Raw genomic sequence first — 26,562 nt, 5'->3', positions numbered from 1 at the left:
CATGATCCGGCTTCCAGAGTGAAGGATACCGCTGCAAGTTTTTGGGTGACTGTTTCCCTTGGCGGTGTTCGCGCTGAACTTTGTTCCAAGAACAGATATCTTAGCGTGATCTTATATTTCCGCTTTGGTCCGAAATAACTATTTCCACCCGGCGATTCAATAGCCGTCCCGCCTGGTTGTCGTTACTGGCGATCGGAAAGTTTTTTCCATAACCGCGAGTTGTTATGCGATCCCCACTAATACCCAGATTCAGTAGCGTATCACGGACTGCATTGGCACGTCGTTCGGAAAGCTCCTGGTTATGGCTATCGCTGCCCGTACTGTCAGTAAATCCTTCGATAAAAACCGTGCGTTGCGGGTTCTGTTTCAGAACATCAGCAAGCTTTTGGACTTCCCGAGCCCCGCCCGACTTGAGTTGCGCCTGATCAGTGTCGAATAGCACATCGCCAAGTGTAATGACTAGCCCCCGATCCGTTTGCTTTGCGTTCAGCTCATTGAGTTGTTGTTCAAGTTGCCTGGCCCGCATTTCCGCATCCTGTGCCTGCTGCTGAGACCTGTCCGCTTCTTGCGTTCTGGCGGCAAGACGAACTTTATCGCGTTCCGCCTCGGCTTGGGAAACGTCCGCTTCAGCACTTTTACGCTTCGCGGATTCTTGGGCGATCGCCACGCGCCGTTGCGCCAGATAAGCCAAATGGTCCACTGTAGCCGGATCTTGTCGCTGATTCCACGCATTGTTTGCCTTAGACAACGCGTCGCCCGCCTCCTTCAGTTCCAAGGCAGCCAGATTGACAACCTGTGGATTGCTCTGTGCGTCGTTGTAGCTATTCCGAGCGTCTTCCAGGCGGGCATTTCTGTCTGGCATCGCACAGCCTGTCAGGATGGCGACGGCGACAAGCGAGATGGTTAGTAACTCATTTTTATTCATGAGCGAAAACCTCCTTTGTATGGGTTATTTTGTTGTTCGGTCCATCTCGTCCTGGAGCGCGCGGTTACTATCCTTTAATGCGTCTGCTGCTTTCTGTGCTTTTGCCGCACGCGTTTTGGAGCTGGCTAGTTGGGCATTTATTTGCGCTTTTTCACCTAACCTCACGGCTACTTTATAGTCATGCGCTATTGCTGCTTTTTCCGCAGCATCCAGATTTTCTTGGGCGGTTTTTAATTCCACCGCTGCATATTCACCTGCGCCAGCGCTTACCGCATCCGCAACTGTGGTTCTCGCAACCGCAAGTTGCGCCGCCGTATCTCTCTTTTCTGTGGTTGCGCAAGCCGCTGTGAATATAGCCGCAAAAGCAACTAAACTCATTGTTCGATACCACTTGAACCCAGAAATGTCTTTCATTTTGACCTCTAAGGAATCAGGTTGAAGAGTTAAGGCACCCAATAAAGTCTACCTGCCAAAATTGGATTATTCGGTGTGCTAGCGCACCTACACCCTGAAATGAGGACCTGGAATGCGGAGAAAATGCCGGACCAAGGGTTTCCGGCAACATATAGAAATTAAGCTATTTTCTTTCCATGTTATCTGGGATGTAACGGGAGATGGGTAGCGGTGCAGGCAGTCGCGCGAGTTATGGGTCAGCGAGAGAGGCGTACTCCACTGTCAATTGTTGCCCTGAAAGCGGGAAGCCTTTTGTATCTATTTTCGAGAGGGACAAATTTCGGCTAGGTTGCCAATATTCACGATAGCAATATGCCAGTTGGGGCCGTTATTGAGCACAATACGGGCCCGCTGTGAAATCGGGTTAACTCAAATCAACCTTCAATTCGGCAATGTAACATGAGTCGGGGCGTGATTTATTCAGGAGCGGCGTGACAGTAATTTGCGAGTCTGTTTAACAGGTTGTTTTTCACTGCTGGCCACTCGTGCTGAAGTATTGAATAAACAACCGTATCACGGATTGAGCCATCAGGCATTCTTTGATGGCTGCGTAAAATCCCATCCTGTTTTGCGCCTAGTCTTTCAATCGAAATTCTGGAGACATGATTAAAATAATGGGTTCTGAATTCTACCGCGATAGCATTTCTCTGCTCAAAAACATGTTGAAGCAACAAAAATTTGCTCTCACTATTCACACCTGTTTTACACACTGATTTTGCATACCAGGTATAGCCCAGCATCGGCCTTCGGTTTAACTCATCAACGTTATAAAAACGGGTAGTGCCAACAATCCGGTTTGTTTTATTGAGCCTGACAGCAAATGCAATATTTCCTTTCGCTGCATCTTCAATAGCGTACATCACATAGTTTTTCATTTGCTCCGGTGAGGGCACCTTGGCGAACCAGAGCTTCCAGAACTCTCCATCCTGTACAGCAGCCTTCAACGGTTCGACGTGATCCATCCCGAGAGGTGCAAGTGTTACAATCGCCCCCTTCAACTCCACCGGTTCAAGCCAGCTCATTTCTTCTTGTGCTCATGCTGCTATTTATAAGGGTAGCACTTATCAGGAACTTCATCATTCCAGATTTGGCGTAGAGTCCAGCTCAAATCAATAGTGACGTGCTTTGCACGCCGAATCAATAATCATGTTGCATTGCGACAAGTTTTAAAACATCGGCTTCTTTTTGGCAGAGTTATAACGCTTGACTCCGCTCATGATTTCCACCTTGGCATCTTTGACGCCCGCCCAGCCATTTATCTTGACCCATTTGCCCGTTTCCAGGTCTTTGTAGTGAGCAAAGAAATGTGCAATTTGCGAAAGCACCAGCTCAGGCAAGTCGTCGTAGGATTTTTTCTTGCGGTAGAGGCCACATAGCTTGTCGATGGGTACAGCCAGCACTTTGGCATCCTCACCAGCTTCATCGGTCATTCTCAGCATTCCCAGCGGCCTGCAGCGTACCACCACGCCGGAAATGAGCGGAACCGGCGAAATCACCAGCACATCAACCGGATCACCATCTTTTGACAGCGTGTGGGGGATATAGCCGTAGTTGCACGGGTAGTGCATTGACGTTGACATGAAACGATCCACGAACATCGCGCCGGTCTCCTTATCCACTTCGTATTTGATGGGGTCGGCGTTCATGGGTATTTCTATGATGACGTTGAAATCATTGGGCACGTCACGGCCAGAATTTACCCGGTCGAGATTCATATTAAGTTCCTGTTCGTGATGGCTGAAAAATGTCTATTATAACTATGAGTCTGAGAGATTATCCGATTTTCGCCCATGCGTATGTTGTTCAGTTTATCCATTATGGCTGCAATCGCCTATACTGCGTTGGCAGCATTGATATTTTTTGCTCAATCGAGCCTTATCTATTATCCGGAATCCGGTAGAAACCTCATCGAAACACCCGGTGACCGGGGACTTGGTTACGAGTCTGTGGAAATTCCTACCTCGGATGGCGAAACCCTGCATGGCTGGTTTATTCCTGTCCCTGCCGCAGCGGGCGCAGTATTGTTCTTTCATGGAAACGCCGGCAATATTTCGCATCGCATGGACTACCTGCTGATGTTTCATCGCCTTGGTTACAACACCCTCATTTTCGATTATCGCGGCTATGGTCAGAGCAGCGGCTCGCCTTCCGAGTCCGGTACTTATCTTGACGCCCAGGCGGCATGGCGTTACCTCACCGAAGCAAAAGGTGTCCCGCCTGCCCGCATTGTGCTATTTGGTGAGTCACTCGGTGGCGCGGTGGCGGCATGGCTTGCAATGAGCGAAAAGCCGGGGGCGCTGGTGCTGGCATCGGTGTTTACCTCGGTACCCGACATGGCAGCAAAAATTTATCCTTTTCTGCCGGTGCGTCTGTTGTCCCGTTTCGACTACACCACGATCGAGTATTTGCGGACGGTTACATGCCCGGTGTTTGTCGCACATAGTTCGCAAGACGATATTGTGCCCTTCGCGCATGGCCGGGCTTTATATCAAGCAGCTCCGGAGCCGAAGCAGTTCCTGGAATTGCAAGGCGGCCACAACAGTGGTTTCATTTTCATGCGGGAAGACTGGGTGGAAGCATTGGGGAAGTTTATTGATACACATTTAAATGCATCTTCATAATTTTATTATAAAGAGAGGGGACTATGTCTGACGAATTGAATTTGATTTGGAATAAAATTTGGAATAAATCATGTTAGTGATAGCACACCGTGGCGTCCACACCGCGGTTCCCGAAAATACCTTGGCAGCTTTTGAAGCTGCGGTGGCGCTGGGCGTAAATGGCATCGAAACCGATGTGCGCATCAGTCTTGATGGTTTGCCGGTGTTGATGCATGATCGTGTTATCGCGGGACAGGCCGTGGCCGAGCTTACTCGCAGAGACATCGAACGGGTCGCAGGGCATGAAGTACCAACGCTGGATGAAGCGCTGGAGCAATTTTCCGGCATCCTGTGGAATATCGAGATCAAAACAACGAAAGCATTATCCTCGGTCATCAGGGTAATTGAAAAGCACCAAGCCGGTCATCGCATTGTCGTCACTTCCTTCCGTCACGATCTGATTGCGATCTGCGCGTCATCTCTTCTGGTTAATTGCGGCCTGTTGGTGGCGCATCGGCCAACGACGCTGAATTACCTGCTGGCCGACTTTGATTGTGACGGTAATCCGAGGGTAAATCATATTGTGTGGGATTACGAGGTTCTGGAGGAGAGTCTGTTGAAGCAGGCGGCTAACGACGGTTTTCGTAATTTTGTCTATGGCCCGATGACAAAAATGGAGCACGATTACTGCCGGGAGCTCGGTGTGGATGGCGTGATTACCGACTATCCTCTTTTGGCGCAAAACGCATAGTCTGTATTCAGGAGAAAAAGCGCTTCAGGTGGAAAAGAAACACGAAAAACACATAAGAAAGCTGATACTCATCCTACCGAAAGCGAAGCGTTTATTTGACAATTTTGACTCTTTGACCGGGTACCGGCTCGCCATCAGGATATTGGCCATTAAGCAAGCGCAGGTATTTTTCGGCATTCACACCCAGGGGAGAATTCCTTGCCAGCTCGGCGTAACTCAAGCCTTTCCCGGCAGCGATGGTTTTGATCTCAAGCGGCTTGATGGATTCCCGCTCCGCATCAGTGAGTGCACGGAAACTTTCAATCGTGCTCGAGATCGCCGTGCGGTAACGATCGAATGCGGCGCGCGAGTCACCTCTTCCCGCCAGAAGGTATGCCTTGTTGTCATGGTAAATCACACCTGCCTTGAAAGGCTCTCCATTCTGTGTCGTGGAGGTCACAACTGCGATGGGCAAGCCGTTATTGGTCATTGCCAGAATTTGATCGGCGGATTCAAGGCGAAAGCGTTCGCGGGCAAGATCGGATGGGGAGCCGCGGGGAGTATCGAAAAGGCTCAATATCATCAGTGCATCCCCGCCGGGACTGGTTGCCAAAACTTCATCGGGTTTGTTGCGCACATGCCAACCGGGTGGAAACGACAACATGAAGCCCATCTCCTTGTGTCGAAATGTGTTTCCTCGCACAACCCCCTGGTTGACGGTATCGCCAAAAATCATGCCCTCGGTTTGGCGCAGAAATTCCGCGCGGCGATCATCCTTGGTACCGGGTTCGATGTATTGGCTCGCTTCGCCAACCACCTCCTGCAGGCGTGTGTCATTGTCGGGGTGCGTGGCGAAAATGCCATGATAACGGCGCGGTTCACGGCCTTCCTGCTTGGCGGCTTCAATATCAAATAGCTCCTGATTTTTGAGCACGCCAATGACTTTGATCATTGCCTGCGGATCATAACCGCTGCGCGCGAGATACTCGGCACCCAGGCGATCCGCCTCCAGCTCATGGCTGCGGCCGTAGCCAGAAAGGAGGACGCTGCCCGTAAACCCCAGAAGACTTTGAATGCCTTGTGCCAGCTGTCCGCCCAATTGCGGCATGAATATTCCCGCTACCAGGCCTCCGACAGTGGCGGCGGCATTGGCGGCAGTGGCAGCGCTATATTGGCGTACGCTATGACGTGCCGTGACGTGCCCGATCTCGTGTCCCAGCACGGCGGCCAGTTCGGCTTCGGAGTTAAGGTATGCCAGTATGCCGCGCGTAACATAAATATAACCGCCGGGCAGGGCAAAGGCGTTTACCTGGGGACTGTCGACAACCGTGAAATGATATTCAAGCTGCGGCCGGTGGCTCTTTCTGGCGAGTTTTTGTCCGACTGCATTAACATAATTCTGGAGGGTAGGCAGATCATAATTATCATATTTCTTCTGAATTTCCGCAGCGGCCTCCCGCCCCTTGTTCATCTCGTCGGCTTCCGACATGAGAGTGAAGTTCCGGCTGCCGGTAACCGGATTTACCGCGCAACCCGCAAATAAAAGCATCGTGCTGAACGCAACGATAGATTCAAATGCAGATGAGATCCTCATGGCGTTATTTTAACCTAAACTTGTCAGCCAGCTGCTTAAATAGCATATTAGCATCATGATTCACAAAGATTTTTTGCGTCACTTGATCTTCACCTTTTTGGTGAATTCACTACATATCCAACTGCCAGATTCAGGTTAACGATCGAAATACCAAAAGGTTGCAGGAAATAAAAAAGGGCAGCTTGAAGCTGCCCTTGGTTGGCTGGTGATATTACTGCTGTAGCTGCCATACGAATGGCAGATGAAATATGGCGCTAAGCCGTTATCTGCTTTTCCGTCTTCTTGCCGTATTTCTGGCGGAATTTCTCCACCCGCCCAGCGGTATCAACGATTTTCTGTTTACCGGTATAGAACGGATGGCAGACCGAGCATACTTCTATATGCAAAGGCTTGCCCATGGTGGAGCGGGTCTGGAACGTGTTGCCGCAACTACAGGTCACGGTGATTTCCTGATAATCAGGATGGATTTCTGCTTTCATGGTTCGTGTCCTTGATCTATACCCGTCCGGCAGGCTGCGGAACGGAAAGGCGCATATTATCCTTTAATCCGGAAGGGGTTGCAACAATGCGGTTATTATATGGAGGTGGCGGATCGGACTCAATGTCGCTTGTAACATCAAGCGGGTTTTGCATGACTAAGCGCCGGGATCAGGTACGCAAGACGTAGTTACCTGAGCTATTGTCGCCTATGCCCTGAACCATCGTACTCACACCGAGCCAGAAATCAGTTTCGATACAGCGTACTATACCCGCCGCATCGAATCGAAGAAATCCGCGTTGTTTTTTGTGGCCTTGATCTTGTCGAGCAAAAATTCCATTGCGTCCATGTCATCCATCGGATAGAGCAGCTTGCGCAGTACCCAGATTTTCTGTAACACATCCGGTTTGATGAGCAATTCTTCCTTGCGGGTACCGGAGCGGTTGACATTGATGGCCGGGTAAGTGCGTTTTTCCGCCATACGCCGGTCGAGATGGATTTCCATGTTGCCGGTGCCTTTGAATTCCTCGTAGATCACATCATCCATGCGCGAGCCGGTATCGACCAGCGCGGTGGCGATGATGGTGAGGGAGCCGCCTTCCTCGATGTTGCGCGCGGCGCCAAAAAAACGCTTGGGACGCTGCAATGCATTGGCATCGACCCCGCCCGTCAGCACCTTGCCGGAAGCGGGTACCACCGTATTATAGGCGCGTGCCAGACGCGTGATCGAGTCCAGCAGTATCACCACGTCCTTCTTGTGTTCCACCAGCCGCTTGGCTTTTTCAATGACCATGTCGGCGACTTGCACGTGGCGCACCGCCGGTTCATCAAAAGTGGAAGAAACCACTTCTCCTCTGACCGAACGTATCATCTCGGTCACTTCTTCGGGGCGCTCGTCTATCAGCAATACCATCAGGATAACATCGGGATGGTTGGCGGCGATCGCATGAGCGATATGCTGCAGCATGACGGTTTTTCCCGATTTGGGACTCGCCACCAGCAGGCCGCGCTGTCCCTTGCCGATGGGGGCAATGAGATCAATGATGCGGCTGGTGACATTTTCCTCGGCTTTGATGTCACGTTCGAGTAGCAGCCGTTGGGTAGGAAAAAGCGGCGTGAGGTTTTCAAACAGAATTTTATGCTTGGAATTTTCCGGCGGCTCGTTGTTGACCTTGTCCACCTTTACCAGCGCAAAGTAGCGTTCGCCATCCTTGGGAGTGCGGATTTCGCCTTCTATCGAATCTCCGGTATGCAGATTGAAGCGCCGGATTTGGCTGGGGGAAACATAGATGTCGTCGGGGCCCGCCAGATAGGAAGTGTCCGGCGATCGCAAAAACCCGAAACCATCCTGCAAGACTTCCAGCGTGCCTTCGCCGAAAATACTCTCCCCCTTTCGCGCCTGATTTTTCAATAATGCAAAAATCAGGTCCTGTTTTCGCAAACGGTTGGCGCCGTCTATTTCATTGGCGATGGCCATCTCCACCAGTTCGGTGACATGGAAGTTCTTGAGGTCGGATAAGTGCATGGACGGAATTCGTGGGTGAAAAGGCAGGGGGCTGTAAAGCGTCAGAAAACGTTGGGGGAAGGCGATGGGGTAGAGCAAGAATTAGAAGCGGTGATCCAATCGGATCCCGCTTTTACTTACTTTCGGGAGGCAATGTTATAAGAGTAGCCGGTTTAAATATGACTGTCAATAAAAGCGGTCAATTGAGATTTGGATAGCGCGCCCACCTTGGTTGCCTCAATATTGCCATTCTTGAACAGCATGAGCGTAGGGATACCTCGAATACCGTATTTTGGAGGCGTAGTCTGGTTTTCGTCAATGTTAAGTTTGGCCACCTTGAGCCGCTCCCCATACTCTTTAGCAACTTCGTCCAGAATGGGTGCGATCATCTTGCACGGGCCGCACCATTCCGCCCAATAATCAACTAATACGGGCACGGCGGATTGCAATACTTCAGCTTCAAATGTTCCATCGGAGACGTAATGAATATGCTGGCTCATGGGGCTCTCGTTCAAAGGTTAATATATTCGGCTAATGATGTGCGGCAAGGCGGAGGTATATCGGTGCTATACGTCTGAACCGGTCAGGATAGATCCATACGATAACAGAATACAGAAACTATATACTGGAAAATTGCATATTTTTGTATGTGCCTATGCTAGCGAAAAAATGTGTGAAAGGGAAGTGTCCCGCCATAATCAAATTATGATCAATGATACGCGGAATAAAAAAAATCCCGGCGTGCAGGCCGCTTGCCCCGTTGCTTTACACCGGCTTCCGGCGGGTAAAAGCCTTTCCGTATGGTTTCACCGGATATCAGGCGATTTTGCCCCATGAATCCCGCAATGTTACTGCACGGTTGAACGTCGGTTTGCCCGGTTGTGTATCCTTGCGGTCGGCAATGAAGTAACCGTGACGTTCAAACTGGAAACGATCTTCCGGTCGAGCTTCGCTGAGTGATGGTTCTACGTAAGCGGTGATAATTTTCTTTGAATGCAAGTTGAGAGATGCCTTGTAGTCTCCTCCTGCATCAGGATGGGCTTGTGCAAAAAGACGGTCATAAAGCCGTACTTCAGCTTGCCGCGCGTGTTTTGCCGACAGCCAGTGAATATTACCTTTAACTTTGCGCTTTTCCGCTCCCGCCGTGCCACTTTTGGTATCGGCGTCATAGGTACAGTGAATTTCCATGATTTCTCCGTTGGCATTCTTCACGACATTAATGCATTTTATAATATACGCATAACGCAACCGTACTTCGGCACCGGGAGAAAGACGGAAATAACCCTTGGAGGGAATCTCCATGAAATCGCTGGCTTCGATATAGATGATTTTCGATAATGGCAGCATGCGCTTTCCCCACTCAAGTTTTTGCGGATGATTAGGGGCGAGGCATTCCTCTTCGCCATTTTCCGGATAATTGTCGATAACGACCTTAAGCGGGTCCAGGACGGCGACGCGCCGGGGCGCGCGTTCATTCAGGTCTTCGCGCAAACAGTCTTCCAGCACGCCCATATCTATCCATGAATCAGCTTTGCTGACACCGATGCGCTCGGCAAAAAGACGTATGGACTCCGGTGTGTACCCCCGACGCCGCACGCCGGCCAGAGTATTCATGCGTGGATCGTCCCAGCCATCGACGAAACCATGTTCAACCAGTTCGATTAATTTTCGCTTGCTCATCACGGTATAAGTGAGATTCAGCCGCGCAAACTCAATTTGCTGCGGGTGGCATGGAACAATGTCTTTCAACTGGTCCAGTACCCAGTCGTAGAGAGGGCGGTGATCCTCGAATTCCAGCGTGCAAAGCGAGTGTGTAATTTTCTCCATCGCATCCGAAATGCAATGCGTGTAGTCATACATCGGGTAGATGCACCATTTATCACCGGTACGGTGATGATGAACGCGGCGGATGCGATAGATCACCGGGTCACGCAGGTTTATGTTGGGAGAGGTCATGTCGATCTTGGCGCGCAAAACGTGGGCGCCGTCGGCAAATTCTCCTGCTTTCATGCGGCGGAACAGGTCGAGATTCTCCGCACTGGGGCGTTCACGGTAGGGGCTATTCTGGCCAGCCTCGGTCAAGGTGCCCCGTAGCGCGCGAATCTCCTCGGCATTGAGGCTATCCACATAGGCTTTTCCTTGTCTGATGAGACATTCGGCAAGTTCATAGAGCTTGTCGAAATAGTCGGAAGCGTAGTAGAGGTGTTTTCCCCAGTCGAAGCCGAGCCATCGGACTGAATCGAGTATTGAGTCGACATATTCCTGCTCTTCTTTCTCCGGGTTGGTGTCATCGAAGCGCAGGTGGCAGGCGCCATTATAATCATGTGCGAGACCGAAATTGAGGCATATGCTCTTTGCATGTCCAATGTGGAGATAGCCATTTGGTTCAGGCGGAAAGCGTGTTTCCACTCGTCCATTCCACTTGCCGGTGCGGTTGTCTTCTTCAATGATGTTGCGGATGAAGTTGGAAACGGGCGTCGTGGCAGGGATAGTTGCGGGATTATCTTTCAAGTCAGCCTCTCCGAATATCATTCTTATGCGTCAGACAAACTATTATAGTGGTAATCGTATTCAGGAAATCCCTGAATATGTTTTTGATCGTGATGCGGGGGGGGGTTGGCAAACTTGCTAGAGAGGATGATCCTATAGGCTGCGCTAGCACAGGCGAGGATATTTACACTACACTGATCTCATGAAGCCCCTTACTTTTTCCATTCTGCGTCTATTGGGTGACGGTGCCTTCCATTCTGGCGTGACGATTGCCCGCAGGCTGGATGTCTCGCGCGCAAGCATTTCCAATGCGCTTCGCGACCTGGACGAAGTTGGCCTGACCGTGCATAAGGTGCATGGTCGCGGTTATCGTCTGCCTGACCCGGTGCATTGGTTGGAGCGGGGCACTATTTTGAGACATCTTGGCGAGGAAGCACGCAATTTTAATCTGGAAGTACTGGACACCGTCGAATCCACCAATAGCCTGTTAGCACAAAAAGCTGCGATGGTATCGGAATCCGGTAACGCCAATATTCATGTGATCGCTGCCGAGTTGCAAACGCGCGGGCGCGGGCGGCGCGGGCGGCAATGGCATTCCGGTCTGGGTGATGGCCTTACTTTTTCCCTGCTGTGGCGGTTCCAGCAAGGCGCGAGTTTTCTGTCGGGTTTGAGCCTTGCGGTCGGAGTGGCTATCATACGCGCGCTAAAATCGGCAGGAATTAAAGATGCGGTGCTGAAGTGGCCGAATGACGTGATGGTCAGCCTCTGCAAACTGGCGGGAACACTGATCGAATTGCAGGGAGACATGTTCGGTCCTACCGTTGCGGTGATTGGTGTCGGCATGAACCTGAAATTGCCGGATAACATACAGGCGCGTATAGATCAGGGTGCAACGGATGTGTTTTCCATCACTGGTGAAATGCCTGACCGCAATAAATTGCTGGGTGTACTATTGATTGAGCTCATAACGATGTTACGGGAATTCGAGTATCGGGGCTTTGCCCCGTTTCAAAAAGAATGGGTGGATCACCATGTATGTGAAAATAAATCCGTCACACTCAGCCTTCCCGATGGCTCAAGCCAGGAGGGCGTGGTCCAAGGCATAGCGACTGACGGATCGCTGCTGCTGCGGACCGAGGCAGGAATTCATGGCTACAGCAGTGGTGAGATCATGCTGTGCAGGATGATATAACCATCCTGCCCAACCGCCGGAATTAGGATAATATGACAACCCCTTCACCCCTTCTGCTGATTGTTGATTCGGGCAACACCCATGTCAAGTGGGGGCTGCACGATGGCAGCAGCTGGCTGAAACTGGGAGTGGCGGCACAAACCGAAAAGGCGCTGCTGGAGCGGGAATGGCAAGACCTGCGGGAGCCCGCGCGTATCGTGGTATCCCATGTTGCCGGTACGGGTGCGAAGGCGGATCTATCCGAGCTGTTTTCCCGCTGGAGGATCGAACCACAATGGATTACCGCCGTTGCCTACCAGTGTGGCGTGCGCAACTACTACGCCGATCCTGCACAGCTCGGCAGCGACCGCTGGGCGGCACTGGTTGCGGCGTGGGAATTACAACGGCAGGGCTGTCTGGTGGTGGATGCCGGCACCGCCATGACCGTTGACGCGCTTTCCGATACAGGGGAGTTTCTCGGCGGCGTCATCATCCCAGGTATTGATATGATGCAAAGCGTATTGGTGGAACATACCGCATTGCTACAACCTGGAGAAGGCAGGTTCTGCGACTATCCTGACAGTACCGCCGACGCCATATTCAGCGGTGCGGTGCATGCGCTCGCAGGGGCGGTGGAGCGCATGGCCGCTTTACTCACCGCCACTCTCGGTCATGTGCCTGACTGCATCCTTTGTGGCGGAGCGGCGTGGCAGTTGCAATCCCGACTTAACCTGAATGTCAGCGTGATGGAAAATCTGGTTCTGGAAGGCCTGATATTGATTGCCCGGGATAGCATGGATGCCGCTACCGGCGCTATAAAATGCATCCCTGATTATAAGTGAGGCAGTCAGGCGTTCATTTTTTTGCCATTGCGGCTAATCTGGAGTTATATGTCCGTTTTTCAGCACACAACTTTCTATACCACTGTCAACCAGCTGTGGCAGTTGCCCCCGCCGGATGGAGTGGAGATAGCCTTTGCCGGGCGCTCCAACGCAGGCAAGTCCAGCGCTATCAACTCGCTTACCAATCGCGCCCGCCTTGCTTTCGTCAGCAAAACGCCGGGACGTACGCAGCACATAAATTTTTTTCAATTGGGAAGCGGTCGTTTTCTGGTTGATCTTCCTGGCTACGGCTATGCTAAAGTACCCGCTGAAATTCGCCAGCACTGGGAGCATCTGCTCAGTACTTATCTTCAGACTCGCGAATCCCTCCATGGCATGGTACTGATCATGGACGTGCGGCATCCCTTGACCCCGCTCGACCGGCAAATGCTGAACTGGTTTGCATCAACGGGAAAACCGGTACATGTGCTGCTGACCAAGTCGGACAAGCTGAGCAGGCAGCAGGCTGCGAAAATACTCAAGGATGTATTGTTGTTCTTGCGCGAAACATATCCGCAATGTAGCGTACAATTATTTTCCAGTATGACCCGGGAAGGAGTCGAAGAGGCTGCTGCCTTGCTGGGTACTTGGCTTGGACTGGATACAAATCTGATTCAGGAATTAAATTCTGCGCAAAGCCAGAGAACGAAAATAAAAAGCCCCCGGTTAAAGGGGAATAAAACCGGGGGCAAACTACCTTAATAGGGATTAAGGTACCCGCTCAGGGAGGAAAAGCGGGAGACAATTAAACACCGTCTGCTAATAAGATAGAAAATTTGGGTACAAGTTCCCCATATTTAATTTTTTATCTGATTTATTATTTTTTTAGGTTGATCATGTCAGTATTTAGCCGGTTTCCACAGAAAAGAATGCGCCGCATGCGCCGCGATGAATTCTCCCGCCGTCTGATGCGTGAGAATCACCTGCGCCCGGATGATCTTATTTACCCTGTATTTGTACTGGATGGAGAGAAACAGGAGGAAACCGTAGCTTCAATGCCGGGAGTGGTAAGGCAAAGTCTGGATCTGCTCATGTACCGGGCGGAAAAGTGTCTGCAACTCGGTATACCGGCGATGGCTATTTTTCCCGTGATCGAGCCTGGTCTGAAGAGCCTTACCGCCGCCGAGGCCGTCAATCCAATGGGACTCGTACCCCGCGTTGTAGGTGAGCTGAAGAAACGCTTTCCTGAGCTCGGTATTATCACCGACGTGGCGCTCGATCCTTATACCAGTCATGGCCAGGATGGGTTGATCGATGCCAACGGCTATGTAATGAATGAGGAAACTGTGACCGTATTGGCGCAGCAGGCGCTGACGCATGCCCAAGCCGGTGCGGACATCGTTGCGCCTTCCGACATGATGGATGGCCGCATCGGCGCAATCCGATCCGCGCTTGAAAGCCGTAAGTGCATTCACACCCGCATTCTTGCTTACTCGGCAAAATATGCCTCCAGTTTCTATGGCCCGTTTCGCGATGCGGTGGGCTCGGCCGCCAACCTGGGTACGGGAAATAAATACACTTATCAGATGGACCCGGCCAATTCAGACGAGGCGCTTTGGGAAGTAGGGCTGGATTTGGAAGAAGGGGCCGATATGGTGATGGTAAAACCTGGTTTGCCCTATCTCGATATTGTCCGGCGAGTCAAGGACCAATTCGGCGCGCCCACTTTTGTCTATCAGGTCAGTGGAGAATACGCCATGCTCAAGGCTGCCGCACAAAACGGCTGGCTGGATGAAAAAACCTGCGTTCTGGAATCCCTGCTGGCCTTCAAGCGAGCGGGCGCGGATGGCATACTGACCTACTACGCGATGGATGTGGCGGGATGGCTCAAGCAGAGAGAGTAATTGCGGGAAAACAGGCAACTGGAAGCGTGCCGCAATGCTTAAGTTTAATGAGCGAGGAATTCTTTTATTACGTCCTCGGCAGACTTGATCGCTTCATCCACCACATTCACACTATCCGCTTCCGGTGGTAACTGCTCCTCCAGGAAATACTCCGTCATCGTACCTCCCGCTTCTCTCAAGCCGGTCACGGGATTGATTTTAGCTGTGGCAATGCCTGGCGGAGGCGTATAAGCCGCCATTGGAACACCTTTTAACGCCCTGGCCATATAATTCATCCATATGGGCAAAGCGGCGTGGCTCCCCGTTTCTTTATTACCCAGCGGTCTGGGTGTATCGAAGCCGATCCAGGCGATCGCGACCAGATCGGCCTGATAACCACAAAACCACGCGTCGACGTGATTATTGGTAGTACCTGTTTTCCCTGCGAGGTCGGTGCGGCCCAGCTGTTTTGCTTTGGTCGCGGTGCCTCGCTGGATCACATCCTGCATCATGCTGGTCATAAGAAAAGCGTTGCGTGGATCGATGATCTGTTTTGCTTTTTCCACCGCTAATGCCGGTTCCGATTGTTCCAGTATGTTGCCTTTCACGTCCTCGATGCGTTTAATGAAATAGGGCGCGACGCGGAAACCTCCATTGGCGAATGCTGCGTATCCCACCGCCATTTGCATTGGTGTGACCGATCCGGCACCCAACGCCATCGGCAAATAGGGAGGATGCTGCTTGGGGTCAAAGCCAAAGCGGGCGACGTAATCCTGTGCATACTGGACACCAATCGCCTGGAGAATACGAATCGACACCAGATTCTTGGATTTGGCAAGCCCTTCGCGCATGCGTAATGGACCCTCGAAATTGCCGTCGAAATTTCTCGGTTCCCAGTCCTCGCTTCCTGTTTCCGCGGCGGTAAAGAAGAGCGGCGCATCATTGATGACGGTCGCTGGCGTAAAACCCTTTTCAAGGGAGGCGGAATAGATGAAAGGTTTGAAGCTGGAACCCGGTTGGCGCCACGCCTGTGTGACATGGTTGAATTGATTTCGATTGAAATCAAACCCGCCCACCATGGCGCGAATCGCTCCATCTCGCGAATTTATTGAAACCAGCGAGGCTTCGACCTGGGGAAGTTGCACAATTTGCCACCCACCCTTTTCGTTCTTCCATATGCGGATCAGGGAACCCCTACGGATATTCTGCGGCTTGGAGCCAGCCTTGCCGGTAAGAAATCTCTCTGCAAACTTGAGACCATCACCGGTAATTTCGATGATTTCTCCACCCCTGCGGTATACCTTGACAAATTTTGGGTCAGCAGCCAGAACTACGGCAGCGTGAATATCGCCGCTGTCGGATACCTCCTGGAGCGCGTCTTCCAGTATTTCCTCCCGCTCGGAACCATTTCTGGTTAGGTCAATAACTGCCTCGGGGCCGCGGTAGCCATGGCGCCTGTCATAATCCATCACGCCCTGGCGCACGGCCTTATAGGCGGCTTCCTGATCCAGTTTTTTCAGCGTCGTATAGACTTTGTAACCTTTGGTGTAGGTATCCTCCTGATAGCGTTCGTACATCGCCTGGCGCGCCATTTCCGCCACATAATCGGCGCGCATGGTGAATTCCTGCAAGTCGCGCTTGACATGCATCGGCTGTTTTTCCGCTTCCTTGAATTCCTGATTGGAGATATAGCCCAGATCGTGCATGCGCCGGAGTACGTAAAGCTGCCGTGCTTTTGCGCGCTTGATGTTGACCACCGGGTTGAAGCGAGAGGGTGCTTTGGGAAGACCCGCAAGCATAGCCGCTTCAGCGAGATTGATGTCATTCAGGGTTTTGCCAAAATAGACCTGTGCCGCCGCGCCGAAACCATAGGCACGTTGCCCGAGATAAATCTGGTTGAAGTAAAGTTCAAGAATTTCATCCTTGCTCAAACTGTGTTCGATCTTGAATGCAAGTAAAGCCTCGCTGAATTTCCGGGTCAGGGTTTTTTCCTTGGTCAGGAAAAAATTCCGTGCGACCTGCATGGTAATGGTGCTGGCCCCCTGGCGCACGCCGCCGGAAGCGAAATTGGAATAAGCAGCGCGCAGTATGCCAATGTAATCCACTCCGCCATGCTGGTAGAACCGGTCGTCCTCGGCTGCCAGGATCGCCTGTTTCAGGCGCTCTGGCGCCGCACTGATTTTAATCACCTGGCGGCGCTCTTCGCCAAATTCTCCGATCAGGAGACCTTCGTCACTGTAGACGCGCAAGGGAATTTTGGGACGGTAATCGGTTAATGCTTCAAGTGAAGGAAGTGTGGGAAAAGTGACCAGTGCCGCGAAGCCTACCAGTAGAATGCCAAGCAGACCTACCGCAAAAAATGCGGCGATCAGATAAACCCACCAGCGGGTTAGCATGTGGGCTGAATGTTGAAGGAGAGCGTCAAAATGAATATCCGGAATTATAAGGAGCCAATTTCAATCCTGAGCGGAAAAAGTATAAGGGTCGAAAGCGGCCGGCGGAATTGAAACTCTTCCATTGTGCTTATTTTTGATGTTGCCACAGTGAATGCGTGCAGTTATCCTGAAGCCGGTAGCTGGACAGAGTGAAGCGCAATCTATCCTGTAGCGGACTCATCCAAAAGTTAAAATCAGCTGATACCAAAATTTTCTGCCAATATCATGCTAAACCGGCTAATAAGTGGTCAACTGCCGGATGTGGGATTATAAAGTAATCGCTGAAAATAACACGTTACATATGGTTCTGGTTGCTGGCCCGAATGTTTCATAAATTCACACCTCCTCGCTGGTCTTTTGTTTCGTATGGAAATCCTGTTCAGGCGGGCTATGAAAACGACATCGTTCTTCCATGAAGTCTCCCTGAAAAACAGTATCCAGCGCAATCATCACGCGGATTTATGAACCATCCGTGCTAAAAATCGGGAGTCCGGCCTGGGCTCGCCGCTTATGGCGTAAAGGGAAATACGGCAGGATTTTTAGTCAAGGCGACCAGTACGATATAGAAAAAAACGAGTTGAGCGGCGATCCATGCAAAAATCTTCGCTTTGCGGGTTCTTCCGAATCTCAACGCCATCATGCCGAGTCCGATATAAAGCAGCAGGCCCGTGACTTTGGCGGTCAGCCATGCGTTATTTACCGGATTCTGGTCAATCATGATGGCCAGTGCGATGGCGCTGGTCAGCAGCATGGTGTCCACTATGTGCGGCGTAATTTTTACCCAGCGTTGTTGCAACGCAGCGGATCCCTGCATCATCCACACGCCACGCAAGGAAAACAGCATGTAGCTGATGACTACGCTGGTGACATGAATCATTTTTAATGCCGCGTAGCTCATGTTATCCTGAATATGGCGGTTGATCACTCATTTGTCGGTTTAACACAATGACGTGTAATGATTTTCCGTCTCATTTGATCTTCACTTTTTTGGTGAGTCTGCTACCACGCCGCATTAGGATGACTCCCCGGGCAGCATCCAGCCGTGGCTACCCGCCACTGCTCCGGCGACGGCGATCAGACTCAAGCTTAGCATTATCCAATGCATGCGCCGCATCCGCGCGAAAGTCTTGCCTGCGTCGTGGTCCGCCGTATTATTAATCTGCCGGCGCAACACAAAGGGTTCAACCACGAATAGCATCAAGGTAAACATCACCCATACCAGGACCATGGCATGCATCCACCAGAAGCGCAATTCAGCGAAACGGCTCCATGCATTGAGTATATGCACCATGTAGAAGCCGCTCAAGCCGACGAGTAGTGTGGTGAAGCGCGCCTGGGGCGCGAAGCGGCTTTCGACACGGCTGAAAAATTCCTTGCGTTCAGATGCCGATTTCATTTGTGCCATAGCGGGAATCAATACGGTGGTGACCATCGCCACACCGCCTATCCACAACACCACACCCAGCACATGGAGCACTCTGGCAAATGCGAAATCATCCATAACAGGTAACTCCCCTACGTTGCTCGTTTGTCCCGCGTATCCCGCTTGCAGTGACACACTCCGCCTTGGACTCTGGTTCATCCACGGAATTCAATAGCGGCGATGCATCAACACCGATCCGTCCGGTAATCATCGTGCCGCCTGCTTCATCGCCTTTGTTATACGCATCGTTTCCACGCTCACTGTGGCCGCGTTTGAGCAAATCGATCACCTTTTCCTTGTAATCGGCAAAGCGATAAGTATCGAATTTCTCGCGAATGGTGGGGTCCTTGGATTTTCTTTCCTTGTATTGGTCGAGTACCCATTCCGGTGCGCAACGGTTGCCGAGTTTATAGTTCCAGGCGTCCGCCGGGACGCCACGCAGCATGGTTTCGGAGTCCAGTATGATGATGCATGTGCCGATACGGCCCGATTGCGCCTGATCAAATCAGATCAATCCAGTGCGTCGGCATTGAAGGCGTCACAGGCGGCGAGATCGGATTCGCCACAGGGGGGAAGTTGCGCTGCCAGATCGCGCAAGGCGGTGCGCAGACCTTCTTCCAGAACCGGATGGTAAAACGGCAGCCGCAACATGTCTCGCACCGTCAGTGAACGATCAATAGCCAGCGCCAACAGGTGTGCCATATGCTCGCCGGCGGGCGCACACATCTCGGCGCCGAGTAGCCGGCCGCTTTCCGGTTCCGCATAGAGGCGCATGATGCCCTTGTTGCGCTGACCGATGCGGGCACGGCCCTGGTGTTCGAAGCGCACTTCGCCCGATAGTATCTTTTTGCCATTGAGCGACTGGAAGCCGCTGCCTACTGTCGCAATGCCCGGATCGGCAAAGACTATTGCAAGCGGTGTCCGGCGTGTAAAATAAACTGGAGCGGGGCGAGTGGCGTTGATCCCGGCTATGTGTCCTCCATCGGCCGCCTCGTGCAACAGTGGTATCTGCTGGTTGGCGTCACCGGCCATGAAAACTGGCAGATCGGCCACTTGCATGGTGTGCGGATCAACCGGCGGCAAGCCTTGGCCGTTCAATTCCACACCTAGTGTCTCAAGCCCGATGCCGCTGATATTGGGGCGCCGGCCCAAGGCGACAAGCACACGGTCGACGACAACTTCCGTAGCCCCTGATCTCACCCGCACACCTTCGTCTACGGCATCCAGGTCAGCTTTCTCCCCCAGATACAAAGGAAATTCACGTTCCAAAAGCTCCCGCGCAACAGCATTGATTTGCGGATCGCTTAATCCGGCAATGGTGTTGTTTTCACCAAATGCCATCACTTCCACCCCCAGCCGGGAAAGCGCTTGCGCCATCTCGACGCCGATGGGACCCAAGCCTATCACCGCCATGCGTGAAGGCAAGGATTCCTGTTCGAATAATGTGTCGGTGGTCAGTAATTGTTTGCCCAGTGTGCGCCAGCGGGCGGGTACAACCGGACGCGATCCAGTGGCGATAATGATTTTGCGCGCCCGGAGTTCCCTCCCGTTTACCTCCAGCCTGTCCACGCCAAGCAAGCGCGCACGGCCGGAAATGGCGCGCTTACCCAAGGCATCGGTAGTTTTTAGTGTGCTAGCGACAAAATCGTCACGCAGCCGGCGTACGCGTCGCAACACGGCGGTGATATCGAGGGTAAGGAGGCCGGCGCCCCGGATACCGAATTCCTCGAAGGTGCTGCGATGATGAAAGGCATTGGCCGCCTCGATTAGCAGCTTGGAAGGCATGCAGCCCACTCGGGCGCAGACCGTTCCCCACGGTCCGTCGTTGATGAGGGCAAAATTATGGGTGCGCTTTTTTACTTCACGCAAGGCGGCAAGACCAGCGGTGCCGCCACCGATAATGATGACATCAAATATTTCACTCATGGTGAATTCTCCGATAGTGAGGTTTTGTCAGAAGAATCTGGCCACGGAGCGCTCCGGACCATTATGCAAGGAGCTCCGCGACATTGCACCTTGCTCTGTACCAAGGTTCAAATGCGTGGCTCAGATGGCACTGTCCGCTATTCAGTTTGGCCAGCGGAAACGGTATTCGGGGTATCCGGCTGGACAGCGGGGCCAGGGAAGATTTCATTTCCTATCCCTGGCGCTTCCGGCGCATGTAGTTTGGGCTTGGGTCGTGAGGCGAGCCACTCGCGAGAACTCTTTTGTGCTTGCGCCAGTTGTTTGGTGCTGAGAGATCTCATCACTTCATCCCGGGCCATCACGGCTTGCTGGATGCCGGCAGCGGCGGCAAGATTCAACCACATATAACTCTTTACCTGATCAGTAGCAAAACCCTGGCCGGTACGATAAATCAGCCCCAACTCATACTGTGCAAGCGCATAGCCTTGCTCCGCTGCCAATTTAAGCCATCTGGCGGCTTCGGCGAAATCCTGCAGGGCGCCATTCCCGGTGAGATATAGCAAGCCAAGTTTGTACTGTGCATCACTATCCCCCTTTTCCGCACTCTCCTGATACAACTGCACTCTGAAATGGTGGTCATCCGCGGGCTTTTGCGCCTTGGGCATCGTTGCCTGTGTGCCATTTGCATCGTCCAAGGGCTTGTCTTTGCGGGTATGTTTTTTATCCGGGTATACCTCTGGATCGCGATAAGGCTTAGGTACCTCAGAGACAGTCGACTGCTCCGATTCGGTTTTTGTCGCGATATATCCATCAGACATATTGGCTGATATGACCAGCCAAACCGCGCCAATAAACAATCCGCTTATGGCCAGCGTTGTTCCCGCCACAATGTAGGCATTGGGGTTGCGCACCCAAAAGCGTTCTTTGCATTCGCGGCAGCGCATGGGTTTGAGAAACAACGTTCCCATGGTTCGCTCGCCTGGGCGAATACGAGAGCCGTGCGTTTTCTCACTTCCGCACTTAGTACATTTCGCGTACATAATGTCTCGTATTATTCTGCTGTTCTGCCCGAAATGCCAAGTGTGACCTCCCGCACAGTCTAAGTATTGACCTGCCGGGCGTCAACCCGGTTGTGGACATGGATTTTGAACGATGCCGGAAACGCCCTCCGGAGTTTTTTCGATATCTTTCCGGGAAAAAACCTGGGATGGAACTTTATGATATCAGCGAACAGTACCGGCGCCAGCACCGGCATCGCGACCTCGATTAGATGCCGGCACCGCCGTCAAATACTTCATTGCGTATTTGCGCCTGCGAGATGTTGCTGCCAGGGGGAACGCTGCGCGTAAGCCAGACGTTGCCGCCGATGGTCGAGCCACGGCCAATGGTAATGCGGCCCAGGATGGTGGCGCCAGCATAGATGACTACATCATTTTCGACAATGGGATGCCGTATGTTACCCTTCACCAGTGCACCATGTTCATCTACCGGAAAGCGTTTGGCGCCGAGGGTTACCGCCTGATAGAGGCGTACATGCTCGCCAATGATGGCGGTTTCTCCGATGACGACGCCGGTGCCATGATCAATGAAAAAAAAGCCCCCGATGCGCGCACCGGGGTGAATCTCGATGCCGGTGGCGGAATGAGCGATTTCGGAAATCATGCGAGCAATCAATGGTGCGCCGAGAGAGTGCAATTCATGGGCGAGCCGATAATGCGTGATAGCGGTAAACCCAGGATAGCAGACCAGAATTTCGTCGATACTGCGCGCGGCCGGATCCCCTTCATATGCGGCCTGAATATCGCTCTCCAGTAAACCGCGAATATGCGGCAACCGTTTGGCAAATGCCTGGGTAATGGCGGCGGCCTGCTCGCGATCCGCATTGCTCGTGGCGTCGAGGCCGGATGCAAAGCGCAGTTCACGGCGCACTTGTACCAGCAAATCCCGGAGTGTCACATCCAGCATGTGACCCACATAATAATCGACACTTTGATTGGTGAGTTCCGGTAAACCCAGGCGGTGAGGAAACAGAGCGGCGCTCAATCCATCCGCAATGCCAATCAGTACCTTGCGCGAGGGAAGTTCGGGTGGCCTATCCCGTCTCTGCCGGTTTTCCAGCGATTCCAAACGCAAGGTGCGCAACTCGGCAACAACTGTGTCGATTTCCAAACCTGCTCCTTTCAATGATGAGTGCTCCATTTTTGAACTCTGACGTTATCCCGGATAATCCAATAGGCAGGCGGCTCTGCGAGCCTGCCCGAGTGCTGGCGGTCGGTTTGAGGCCATTTTTGTCGCTGGTTCGGTGTCCATAGACCAGGCAATGGATTTCTCTCAACCGACATGCTGTCTTTCAACCTGCCTCGCCATCATCTCGTGTCCTGATGGATTATCCGGGATTATGCCGTCAACCCGTGCATGTCAAATACGTCTTCGAAGAGAATGGAACTCAGGTAACGTTCGCCGGAATCCGGCAGGATGACGACAATTGTTTTATTCGCATTTCCCGGATACCGGGCGTAACGTGCCGCAACCGCTACAGCGGCACCGCACGAAACCCCGGAAATAATGCCTTCCTCACGTGCAAGGCGGCGCGCGTAGAGTATGGCCTCCTCGTTGCTGACCTGCTCGATTTCATCCACCAGCGAGAGATCCACATTTTCTGGGATAAAGCCCGCTCCAATTCCGGGGATTTTGTGCGGTCCGGGCTTGAGCGGTTCACCAGCGCGTTGCTGGGTGAGCACCGGGCTGGCGGATGGTTCAACCGCTACTGAAATGATTGCTTTTCCCCTCGTCTTTTTCAGATAGCGTGAAACACCGGTTATGGTACCGCCCGTGCCTACACCGGAAACAAAAATGTCGACGGCACCATCGGTATCGTCCCAGATTTCCGGTCCCGTGGTTCGCTCATGGATGGCCGGATTGGCGGGGTTGTTAAATTGCTGGAGCAGCACGAACCGGCCAGGATCGGAGGCGACGATATCCTCCGCTTTTGCTACCGCTCCTTTCATGCCGCGCGCACCCTCCGTCAGAATCAGCTTTGCCCCATAAGCGGCGAGCAGTTTGCGCCGTTCGAGGCTCATGGTTTCGGGCATGGTCAAGGTCAGTGGAAGACCGCGCGCGGCAGCAACGAATGCCAGCGCAATACCGGTGTTGCCACTGGTGGGTTCTACCAGTTCTTTTCCGGGACCGAGTAGTCCGCGAGATTCCGCATCCTCGATCATTGCTGTTCCAATACGGCATTTTACGGAATAAGCAGGATTACGTCCTTCGATCTTGGCCAGCACCGTCGCCGGGGCGCCATCGGTGACGCGGTTGAGGCGGATCAATGGCGTATGTCCGATGGATTGCGAATTATCTTTGAACCAATGTGGCATTTTGAGACTTCCTTCAGTACAAGTTGCCGCGCTGCGTCATTCTCCAACGAGAGATGCGTGGGAAATTAACTGCCCATCAATGTGCCAGAGGCTCCGGATTCCGGAAGAACGCCCGCTCAGATCGGTGGATGGTGATATTCAGACGGATAGCGCTGGAATCGAATCTTATGATAAGAGAACTGCCTCTGGGGTTGAAGCCAGTTAGCGCAGTACGATCATCGAGCTATTTTGCCCGTGCATGATTGAGCGGTCAATATCAGTTATGAATACCTGCTTTTATGAAGACGGAAAAGGGAAAACCGGGGAAACCGTTCAGAGTTGATTATAATAGCGGACTTTTCCGCCAGGTTTCTGCCTGTTTTCAGTAAGTTTTCCGGTCAACGTACGGCTTCTTCAAACCTGGTGCGGATAACGATACAAGGATATCGGAAACCAGGAGCGGGCCCGCATTGTCATGGTATATGCATGGGATCTCAAAGAGAGGTGGCTGGCAAATGTCAAACGCAGAATCTTCTGGCAACGATGATTTTATCCGAGGCCTGATGTGAAGTTTCTTGATCTCCCGGCGATTAAGTCCGTTGAAGGTGTAGTACGCCTGCCTGGCTCCAAGAGCATTTCCAACCGTATTCTATTGCTTGCCGCGCTGGCAAACGGTGTTACCCACATACGTAATCTGCTTGTCTCCGACGATACGGCGCGAATGCTGGATGCGCTTCAGGCCCTGGGTGTGACCATCGTTCAGATCAATGAGAATGATTGTCGCGTCCAGGGTATCGGTGGACAATCCTCCTTGCATTTTCCGGTAAATGAAGCGGATCTATTTCTAGGTAATGCAGGCACGGTTTTCCGTCCATTGACCGCCATATTGGCGCTGGCGCAGGGACGCTACCGGTTGTCGGGCGCATCACGCATGCATGAGCGGCCCATCGGAGATCTGGTAGATGCGCTACGTCAGGTGGGCGCGGATATCACTTATCTCGGCGAAGAGGGTTTCCCGCCACTGCAAATCCAGCCTGCCCGCATCCGGGTCAACGCAATAACCGTTAGGGGGGATGTATCCAGTCAGTTCCTCACCGGGTTGCTGATGGCATTGCCTCTTCTGGCGCCGACTGCGGATGAGACACCGATGATAACGGTGACAGGGGAGCTGATCTCGCGGCCTTATATCGAATTGACCATTGGCCTGATGGGCCGTTTCGGCGTGCATGTCGAACATGAGGGATGGCGCCATTTTATGTTGCCCGGAGGACAGCGTTATCGCAGCCCCGGTGAGATATTTGTTGAAGGGGATGCTTCCTCCGCCTCATATTTTCTCGCCGCAGGTGCTGTCGGTACCGGTCCGGTAAGGGTGGAAGGAATAGGGCATGGAAGTCTTCAGGGCGATGTCCGCTTCGCTGAAGCACTGGAAAAAATGGGGGCCCGTATCACGCGGGGAAACAGCTGGATCGAGGCTGCCGCACCGGAATACGGTAGTCTGCGGGCGATTGACCTTGACTGTAATCATATCCCTGATGCCGCCATGACGCTTGCAGTGGTGGCGTTGTTCGCAAGGGGTATCACCACGCTTCGGAATATCGCCAGTTGGCGGGTGAAGGAAACCGACCGTCTTGCGGCAATGGCGCGGGAGTTGCGCAAGTTCGGTGCCGCGGTGGAGGAGGGGCCGGATTTCCTGCGCATCACCCCCCCGCCAGACGGGAATCTTGCTGCGCATGCGGTCGTTGATACGTATGACGATCACCGTATGGCCATGTGCTTCTCTCTGGTGTCATTAGGTGTCCCGCTGCGGATAAACGACCCGGGCTGCGTAACCAAGACGTTTCCCGATTATTTCGAAAAATTTGCGACGATAATCAGAGCCTGGCATGGATAGTGATGAAAATGGAAGTTTTATTGAGGTTTTTTCATGAATATAACGGATATTCCGGTTATCGCGATTGACGGTCCTTCCGCGTCCGGCAAGGGCACGGTTGCGCAACGCGTGGCGGAGAAGCTGGGGTTCCATTACCTTGACAGCGGCGCGCTTTATCGTTTGGTGGCGTTCTCAGCAATGCGATCCAACATCGACCTGGCGGAGGAGCGCGCTCTGAGTGACATTGCCACTCGGCTCGATGTTGTCTTTGAAGATGCGGAAATCTGGCTGGGGGGCGAAAATGTCGCCGACGCTATCCGCGCGGAAGCATGCAGCAACGCGGCGTCCAGGATTGCCGCTTATCCGCGGGTCAGAGTGGCGCTTTTGGAACGGCAGCGCGCATTTCGCCAGCTTCCCGGCCTGGTGGCGGATGGCCGCGACATGGGCTCGGTGGTGTTTCCTGGTGCCGCCCTCAAGATATTTCTTACCGCGAGTGCGGAAACACGCGCGCAGCGGCGGTATAAACAGTTGATGGAAAAAGGGATAGATGCTAATATCTCCACCCTTTTACAGGATCTGAGGGAGCGCGACGCGCGTGACAGTGGTCGAAGCGTGGCGCCCTTGCAGCAGGGTGAGGGTACAAGTTTACTGGATACAACTTCGCTCGATATCGGCCAGGCAGTGGATTGCATACTCAGGCAATACGCTGAGACTTGCGCAAAGAAGCGTCTCTAGAAATCCCGGGATCTCAGGAAAGCTCGAAGCTGGAGTGAACCGGCAAATAAGACACCAACAAAAAAATTGTATCAAAGAAAAGATAGTTCTCGATAGTTGATTACCCAGTGCTGCCGCATCGCCCTCTTCAACAAACGTCAAGAGAGTGGATTTTGCATTAAGGCAGTTATTATTAACCTACTTACCCCGTCA

General features: G+C 52.6%; 25 protein-coding genes. 8 read left to right on the top strand and 17 right to left on the bottom strand.

Features of this window, described 5'->3' with window-relative positions; translation table 11 throughout:
* Positions 1 to 100 precede the first annotated feature (100 nt).
* From EBAPG3_RS13480 to ppa, 4 genes are all read right to left on the bottom strand, one after another.
* The gene (locus tag EBAPG3_RS13480; RefSeq protein ID WP_004179530.1) at positions 101 to 925 is read right to left on the bottom strand and encodes an OmpA family protein; all 825 of its coding nucleotides are present in this window, start codon (positions 923 to 925) and stop codon (positions 101 to 103) included.
* Between the two features lie 24 nt (positions 926 to 949).
* Positions 950 to 1,381 (bottom strand): DUF4398 domain-containing protein, encoded by a 432-nt coding sequence (locus tag EBAPG3_RS13475; RefSeq protein ID WP_088475153.1) that lies wholly within the window; start codon positions 1,379 to 1,381, stop codon positions 950 to 952.
* Positions 1,382 to 1,794: 413 nt separating this feature from the next.
* Positions 1,795 to 2,400 (bottom strand): GNAT family N-acetyltransferase, encoded by a 606-nt coding sequence (locus EBAPG3_RS13470; protein ID WP_004179526.1) that lies wholly within the window; start codon positions 2,398 to 2,400, stop codon positions 1,795 to 1,797.
* A gap of 144 nt (positions 2,401 to 2,544) precedes the next feature.
* A complete protein-coding gene (gene ppa / locus EBAPG3_RS13465; protein WP_004179524.1) occupies positions 2,545 to 3,093 on the bottom strand; it encodes an inorganic diphosphatase in 549 nt (182 codons plus the stop codon).
* A 75-nt stretch (positions 3,094 to 3,168) separates the two neighbouring features.
* Here ppa and EBAPG3_RS13460 point away from each other — a divergent pair, with 75 nt between their 5' ends.
* Together EBAPG3_RS13460 and EBAPG3_RS13455 are read left to right on the top strand one after the other, a co-directional pair.
* Complete coding sequence (locus EBAPG3_RS13460) at positions 3,169 to 3,999, top strand: alpha/beta hydrolase (RefSeq protein ID WP_040852858.1); 831 nt, start codon at positions 3,169 to 3,171, stop codon at positions 3,997 to 3,999.
* Positions 4,000 to 4,069: 70 nt separating this feature from the next.
* Complete coding sequence (locus EBAPG3_RS13455) at positions 4,070 to 4,729, top strand: glycerophosphodiester phosphodiesterase (RefSeq protein WP_004179520.1); 660 nt, start codon at positions 4,070 to 4,072, stop codon at positions 4,727 to 4,729.
* 91 nt (positions 4,730 to 4,820) lie between these two features.
* Here the strand turns inward: EBAPG3_RS13455 and EBAPG3_RS13450 are convergent, their stop codons facing one another.
* The 5 genes from EBAPG3_RS13450 to EBAPG3_RS13430 all read right to left on the bottom strand — a co-directional run bounded on the left by EBAPG3_RS13450 (position 4,821) and on the right by EBAPG3_RS13430 (position 10,816).
* Positions 4,821 to 6,302 (bottom strand): M48 family metalloprotease, encoded by a 1,482-nt coding sequence (locus EBAPG3_RS13450; protein WP_040852856.1) that lies wholly within the window; start codon positions 6,300 to 6,302, stop codon positions 4,821 to 4,823.
* A 254-nt stretch (positions 6,303 to 6,556) separates the two neighbouring features.
* Entirely contained in the window at positions 6,557 to 6,781 is a 225-nt protein-coding gene (gene rpmE, locus EBAPG3_RS13445; RefSeq protein ID WP_004179516.1) for a 50S ribosomal protein L31, read from the bottom strand.
* A gap of 264 nt (positions 6,782 to 7,045) precedes the next feature.
* Positions 7,046 to 8,305 (bottom strand): transcription termination factor Rho, encoded by a 1,260-nt coding sequence (rho, locus tag EBAPG3_RS13440; RefSeq protein ID WP_004179512.1) that lies wholly within the window; start codon positions 8,303 to 8,305, stop codon positions 7,046 to 7,048.
* Between the two features lie 152 nt (positions 8,306 to 8,457).
* Entirely contained in the window at positions 8,458 to 8,784 is a 327-nt protein-coding gene (trxA, locus tag EBAPG3_RS13435; protein ID WP_004179508.1) for a thioredoxin TrxA, read from the bottom strand.
* A 316-nt stretch (positions 8,785 to 9,100) separates the two neighbouring features.
* The gene (locus tag EBAPG3_RS13430; RefSeq protein WP_081607291.1) at positions 9,101 to 10,816 is read right to left on the bottom strand and encodes a glutamine--tRNA ligase/YqeY domain fusion protein; all 1,716 of its coding nucleotides are present in this window, start codon (positions 10,814 to 10,816) and stop codon (positions 9,101 to 9,103) included.
* A gap of 160 nt (positions 10,817 to 10,976) precedes the next feature.
* On the opposite strand from EBAPG3_RS13430, the gene EBAPG3_RS13425 reads away from it, so the two are divergent.
* The 4 genes from EBAPG3_RS13425 (at position 10,977) to hemB (ending at position 14,670) form a co-directional block, all read left to right on the top strand.
* A complete protein-coding gene (locus EBAPG3_RS13425; protein WP_004179504.1) occupies positions 10,977 to 11,966 on the top strand; it encodes a biotin--[acetyl-CoA-carboxylase] ligase in 990 nt (329 codons plus the stop codon).
* 32 nt (positions 11,967 to 11,998) lie between these two features.
* Positions 11,999 to 12,787, top strand: a complete 789-nt coding sequence (locus EBAPG3_RS13420; protein ID WP_004179503.1) for a type III pantothenate kinase — start codon at positions 11,999 to 12,001, stop codon at positions 12,785 to 12,787.
* 48 nt (positions 12,788 to 12,835) lie between these two features.
* The gene (gene yihA, locus EBAPG3_RS13415; RefSeq protein ID WP_004179498.1) at positions 12,836 to 13,528 is read left to right on the top strand and encodes a ribosome biogenesis GTP-binding protein YihA/YsxC; all 693 of its coding nucleotides are present in this window, start codon (positions 12,836 to 12,838) and stop codon (positions 13,526 to 13,528) included.
* 134 nt (positions 13,529 to 13,662) lie between these two features.
* The gene (gene hemB, locus EBAPG3_RS13410; protein WP_040852888.1) at positions 13,663 to 14,670 is read left to right on the top strand and encodes a porphobilinogen synthase; all 1,008 of its coding nucleotides are present in this window, start codon (positions 13,663 to 13,665) and stop codon (positions 14,668 to 14,670) included.
* A gap of 44 nt (positions 14,671 to 14,714) precedes the next feature.
* Here the strand turns inward: hemB and EBAPG3_RS13405 are convergent, their stop codons facing one another.
* From EBAPG3_RS13405 to cysK, 8 genes are all read right to left on the bottom strand, one after another.
* The gene (locus tag EBAPG3_RS13405) at positions 14,715 to 17,045 is read right to left on the bottom strand and encodes a penicillin-binding protein 1A (protein ID WP_004179495.1); all 2,331 of its coding nucleotides are present in this window, start codon (positions 17,043 to 17,045) and stop codon (positions 14,715 to 14,717) included.
* Between the two features lie 547 nt (positions 17,046 to 17,592).
* Positions 17,593 to 17,982: a SirB2 family protein gene (locus EBAPG3_RS13400; protein ID WP_040852886.1), complete on the bottom strand. Its 390-nt coding sequence runs from the start codon at positions 17,980 to 17,982 to the stop codon at positions 17,593 to 17,595.
* Between the two features lie 114 nt (positions 17,983 to 18,096).
* Positions 18,097 to 18,585, bottom strand: a complete 489-nt coding sequence (locus EBAPG3_RS13395; protein WP_004179489.1) for a hypothetical protein — start codon at positions 18,583 to 18,585, stop codon at positions 18,097 to 18,099.
* Positions 18,578 to 18,952, bottom strand: coding sequence for a type ISP restriction/modification enzyme (locus EBAPG3_RS15485; protein ID WP_004179488.1), 375 nt, complete (start codon positions 18,950 to 18,952; stop codon positions 18,578 to 18,580). The genes EBAPG3_RS13395 and EBAPG3_RS15485 overlap by 8 nt, the downstream gene beginning before the upstream one ends.
* Before the next feature lie 65 nt (positions 18,953 to 19,017).
* Positions 19,018 to 20,433 (bottom strand): dihydrolipoyl dehydrogenase, encoded by a 1,416-nt coding sequence (locus tag EBAPG3_RS13385; RefSeq protein WP_004179486.1) that lies wholly within the window; start codon positions 20,431 to 20,433, stop codon positions 19,018 to 19,020.
* 137 nt (positions 20,434 to 20,570) lie between these two features.
* On the bottom strand, positions 20,571 to 21,380 hold the full coding sequence (locus tag EBAPG3_RS13380; protein WP_004179484.1) for a tetratricopeptide repeat protein: 810 nt from the start codon (positions 21,378 to 21,380) through the stop codon (positions 20,571 to 20,573).
* 298 nt (positions 21,381 to 21,678) lie between these two features.
* On the bottom strand, positions 21,679 to 22,611 hold the full coding sequence (gene epsC / locus EBAPG3_RS13375; RefSeq protein ID WP_040852852.1) for a serine O-acetyltransferase EpsC: 933 nt from the start codon (positions 22,609 to 22,611) through the stop codon (positions 21,679 to 21,681).
* A gap of 197 nt (positions 22,612 to 22,808) precedes the next feature.
* Positions 22,809 to 23,786 carry a cysteine synthase A gene (gene cysK / locus EBAPG3_RS13370; protein ID WP_004179479.1) on the bottom strand — a complete coding sequence of 326 codons (978 nt, stop codon included), beginning with the start codon at positions 23,784 to 23,786 and terminating at the stop codon, positions 22,809 to 22,811.
* 544 nt (positions 23,787 to 24,330) lie between these two features.
* Between cysK and aroA the strand changes: the two genes are divergently transcribed.
* Together aroA and cmk are read left to right on the top strand one after the other, a co-directional pair.
* Positions 24,331 to 25,656, top strand: coding sequence for a 3-phosphoshikimate 1-carboxyvinyltransferase (aroA, locus tag EBAPG3_RS13365; protein ID WP_040852850.1), 1,326 nt, complete (start codon positions 24,331 to 24,333; stop codon positions 25,654 to 25,656).
* Positions 25,657 to 25,689: 33 nt separating this feature from the next.
* Entirely contained in the window at positions 25,690 to 26,370 is a 681-nt protein-coding gene (gene cmk / locus EBAPG3_RS15480; protein WP_040852848.1) for a (d)CMP kinase, read from the top strand.
* Positions 26,371 to 26,562 lie beyond the last annotated feature (192 nt).

Source organism: Nitrosospira lacus (assembly GCF_000355765.4).
Taxonomy (GTDB): Bacteria; Pseudomonadota; Gammaproteobacteria; order Burkholderiales; family Nitrosomonadaceae; genus Nitrosospira; species Nitrosospira lacus.
The sequence above is the reverse complement of the archived record's forward strand: the minus strand, read 5'-3'. Positions and strand labels throughout refer to the sequence as shown.

Bases quoted from the DNA above. Each gene is read 5' to 3' on its own strand.
- EBAPG3_RS13480 (WP_004179530.1), bottom strand. From the start codon at position 925: ATGAATAAAAATGAGTTACTAACCATCTCGCTTGTCGCCGTCGCCATC.
- EBAPG3_RS13470 (WP_004179526.1), bottom strand. From the start codon at position 2,400: ATGAGCTGGCTTGAACCGGTGGAGTTGAAGGGGGCGATTGTAACACTT.
- ppa (WP_004179524.1), bottom strand. From the start codon at position 3,093: ATGAATCTCGACCGGGTAAATTCTGGCCGTGACGTGCCCAATGATTTC.
- EBAPG3_RS13460 (WP_040852858.1), top strand. From the start codon at position 3,169: ATGCGTATGTTGTTCAGTTTATCCATTATGGCTGCAATCGCCTATACT.
- EBAPG3_RS13455 (WP_004179520.1), top strand. From the start codon at position 4,070: ATGTTAGTGATAGCACACCGTGGCGTCCACACCGCGGTTCCCGAAAAT.
- EBAPG3_RS13450 (WP_040852856.1), bottom strand. From the start codon at position 6,302: ATGAGGATCTCATCTGCATTTGAATCTATCGTTGCGTTCAGCACGATG.
- rpmE (WP_004179516.1), bottom strand. From the start codon at position 6,781: ATGAAAGCAGAAATCCATCCTGATTATCAGGAAATCACCGTGACCTGT.
- rho (WP_004179512.1), bottom strand. From the start codon at position 8,305: ATGCACTTATCCGACCTCAAGAACTTCCATGTCACCGAACTGGTGGAG.
- trxA (WP_004179508.1), bottom strand. From the start codon at position 8,784: ATGAGCCAGCATATTCATTACGTCTCCGATGGAACATTTGAAGCTGAA.
- EBAPG3_RS13430 (WP_081607291.1), bottom strand. From the start codon at position 10,816: ATGATATTCGGAGAGGCTGACTTGAAAGATAATCCCGCAACTATCCCT.
- EBAPG3_RS13425 (WP_004179504.1), top strand. From the start codon at position 10,977: ATGAAGCCCCTTACTTTTTCCATTCTGCGTCTATTGGGTGACGGTGCC.
- EBAPG3_RS13420 (WP_004179503.1), top strand. From the start codon at position 11,999: ATGACAACCCCTTCACCCCTTCTGCTGATTGTTGATTCGGGCAACACC.
- yihA (WP_004179498.1), top strand. From the start codon at position 12,836: ATGTCCGTTTTTCAGCACACAACTTTCTATACCACTGTCAACCAGCTG.
- hemB (WP_040852888.1), top strand. From the start codon at position 13,663: ATGTCAGTATTTAGCCGGTTTCCACAGAAAAGAATGCGCCGCATGCGC.
- EBAPG3_RS13405 (WP_004179495.1), bottom strand. From the start codon at position 17,045: ATGCTAACCCGCTGGTGGGTTTATCTGATCGCCGCATTTTTTGCGGTA.
- EBAPG3_RS13400 (WP_040852886.1), bottom strand. From the start codon at position 17,982: ATGAGCTACGCGGCATTAAAAATGATTCATGTCACCAGCGTAGTCATC.
- EBAPG3_RS13395 (WP_004179489.1), bottom strand. From the start codon at position 18,585: ATGGATGATTTCGCATTTGCCAGAGTGCTCCATGTGCTGGGTGTGGTG.
- EBAPG3_RS15485 (WP_004179488.1), bottom strand. From the start codon at position 18,952: ATGCTGCGTGGCGTCCCGGCGGACGCCTGGAACTATAAACTCGGCAAC.
- EBAPG3_RS13385 (WP_004179486.1), bottom strand. From the start codon at position 20,433: ATGAGTGAAATATTTGATGTCATCATTATCGGTGGCGGCACCGCTGGT.
- EBAPG3_RS13380 (WP_004179484.1), bottom strand. From the start codon at position 21,380: ATGGGAACGTTGTTTCTCAAACCCATGCGCTGCCGCGAATGCAAAGAA.
- epsC (WP_040852852.1), bottom strand. From the start codon at position 22,611: ATGGAGCACTCATCATTGAAAGGAGCAGGTTTGGAAATCGACACAGTT.
- cysK (WP_004179479.1), bottom strand. From the start codon at position 23,786: ATGCCACATTGGTTCAAAGATAATTCGCAATCCATCGGACATACGCCA.
- cmk (WP_040852848.1), top strand. From the start codon at position 25,690: ATGAATATAACGGATATTCCGGTTATCGCGATTGACGGTCCTTCCGCG.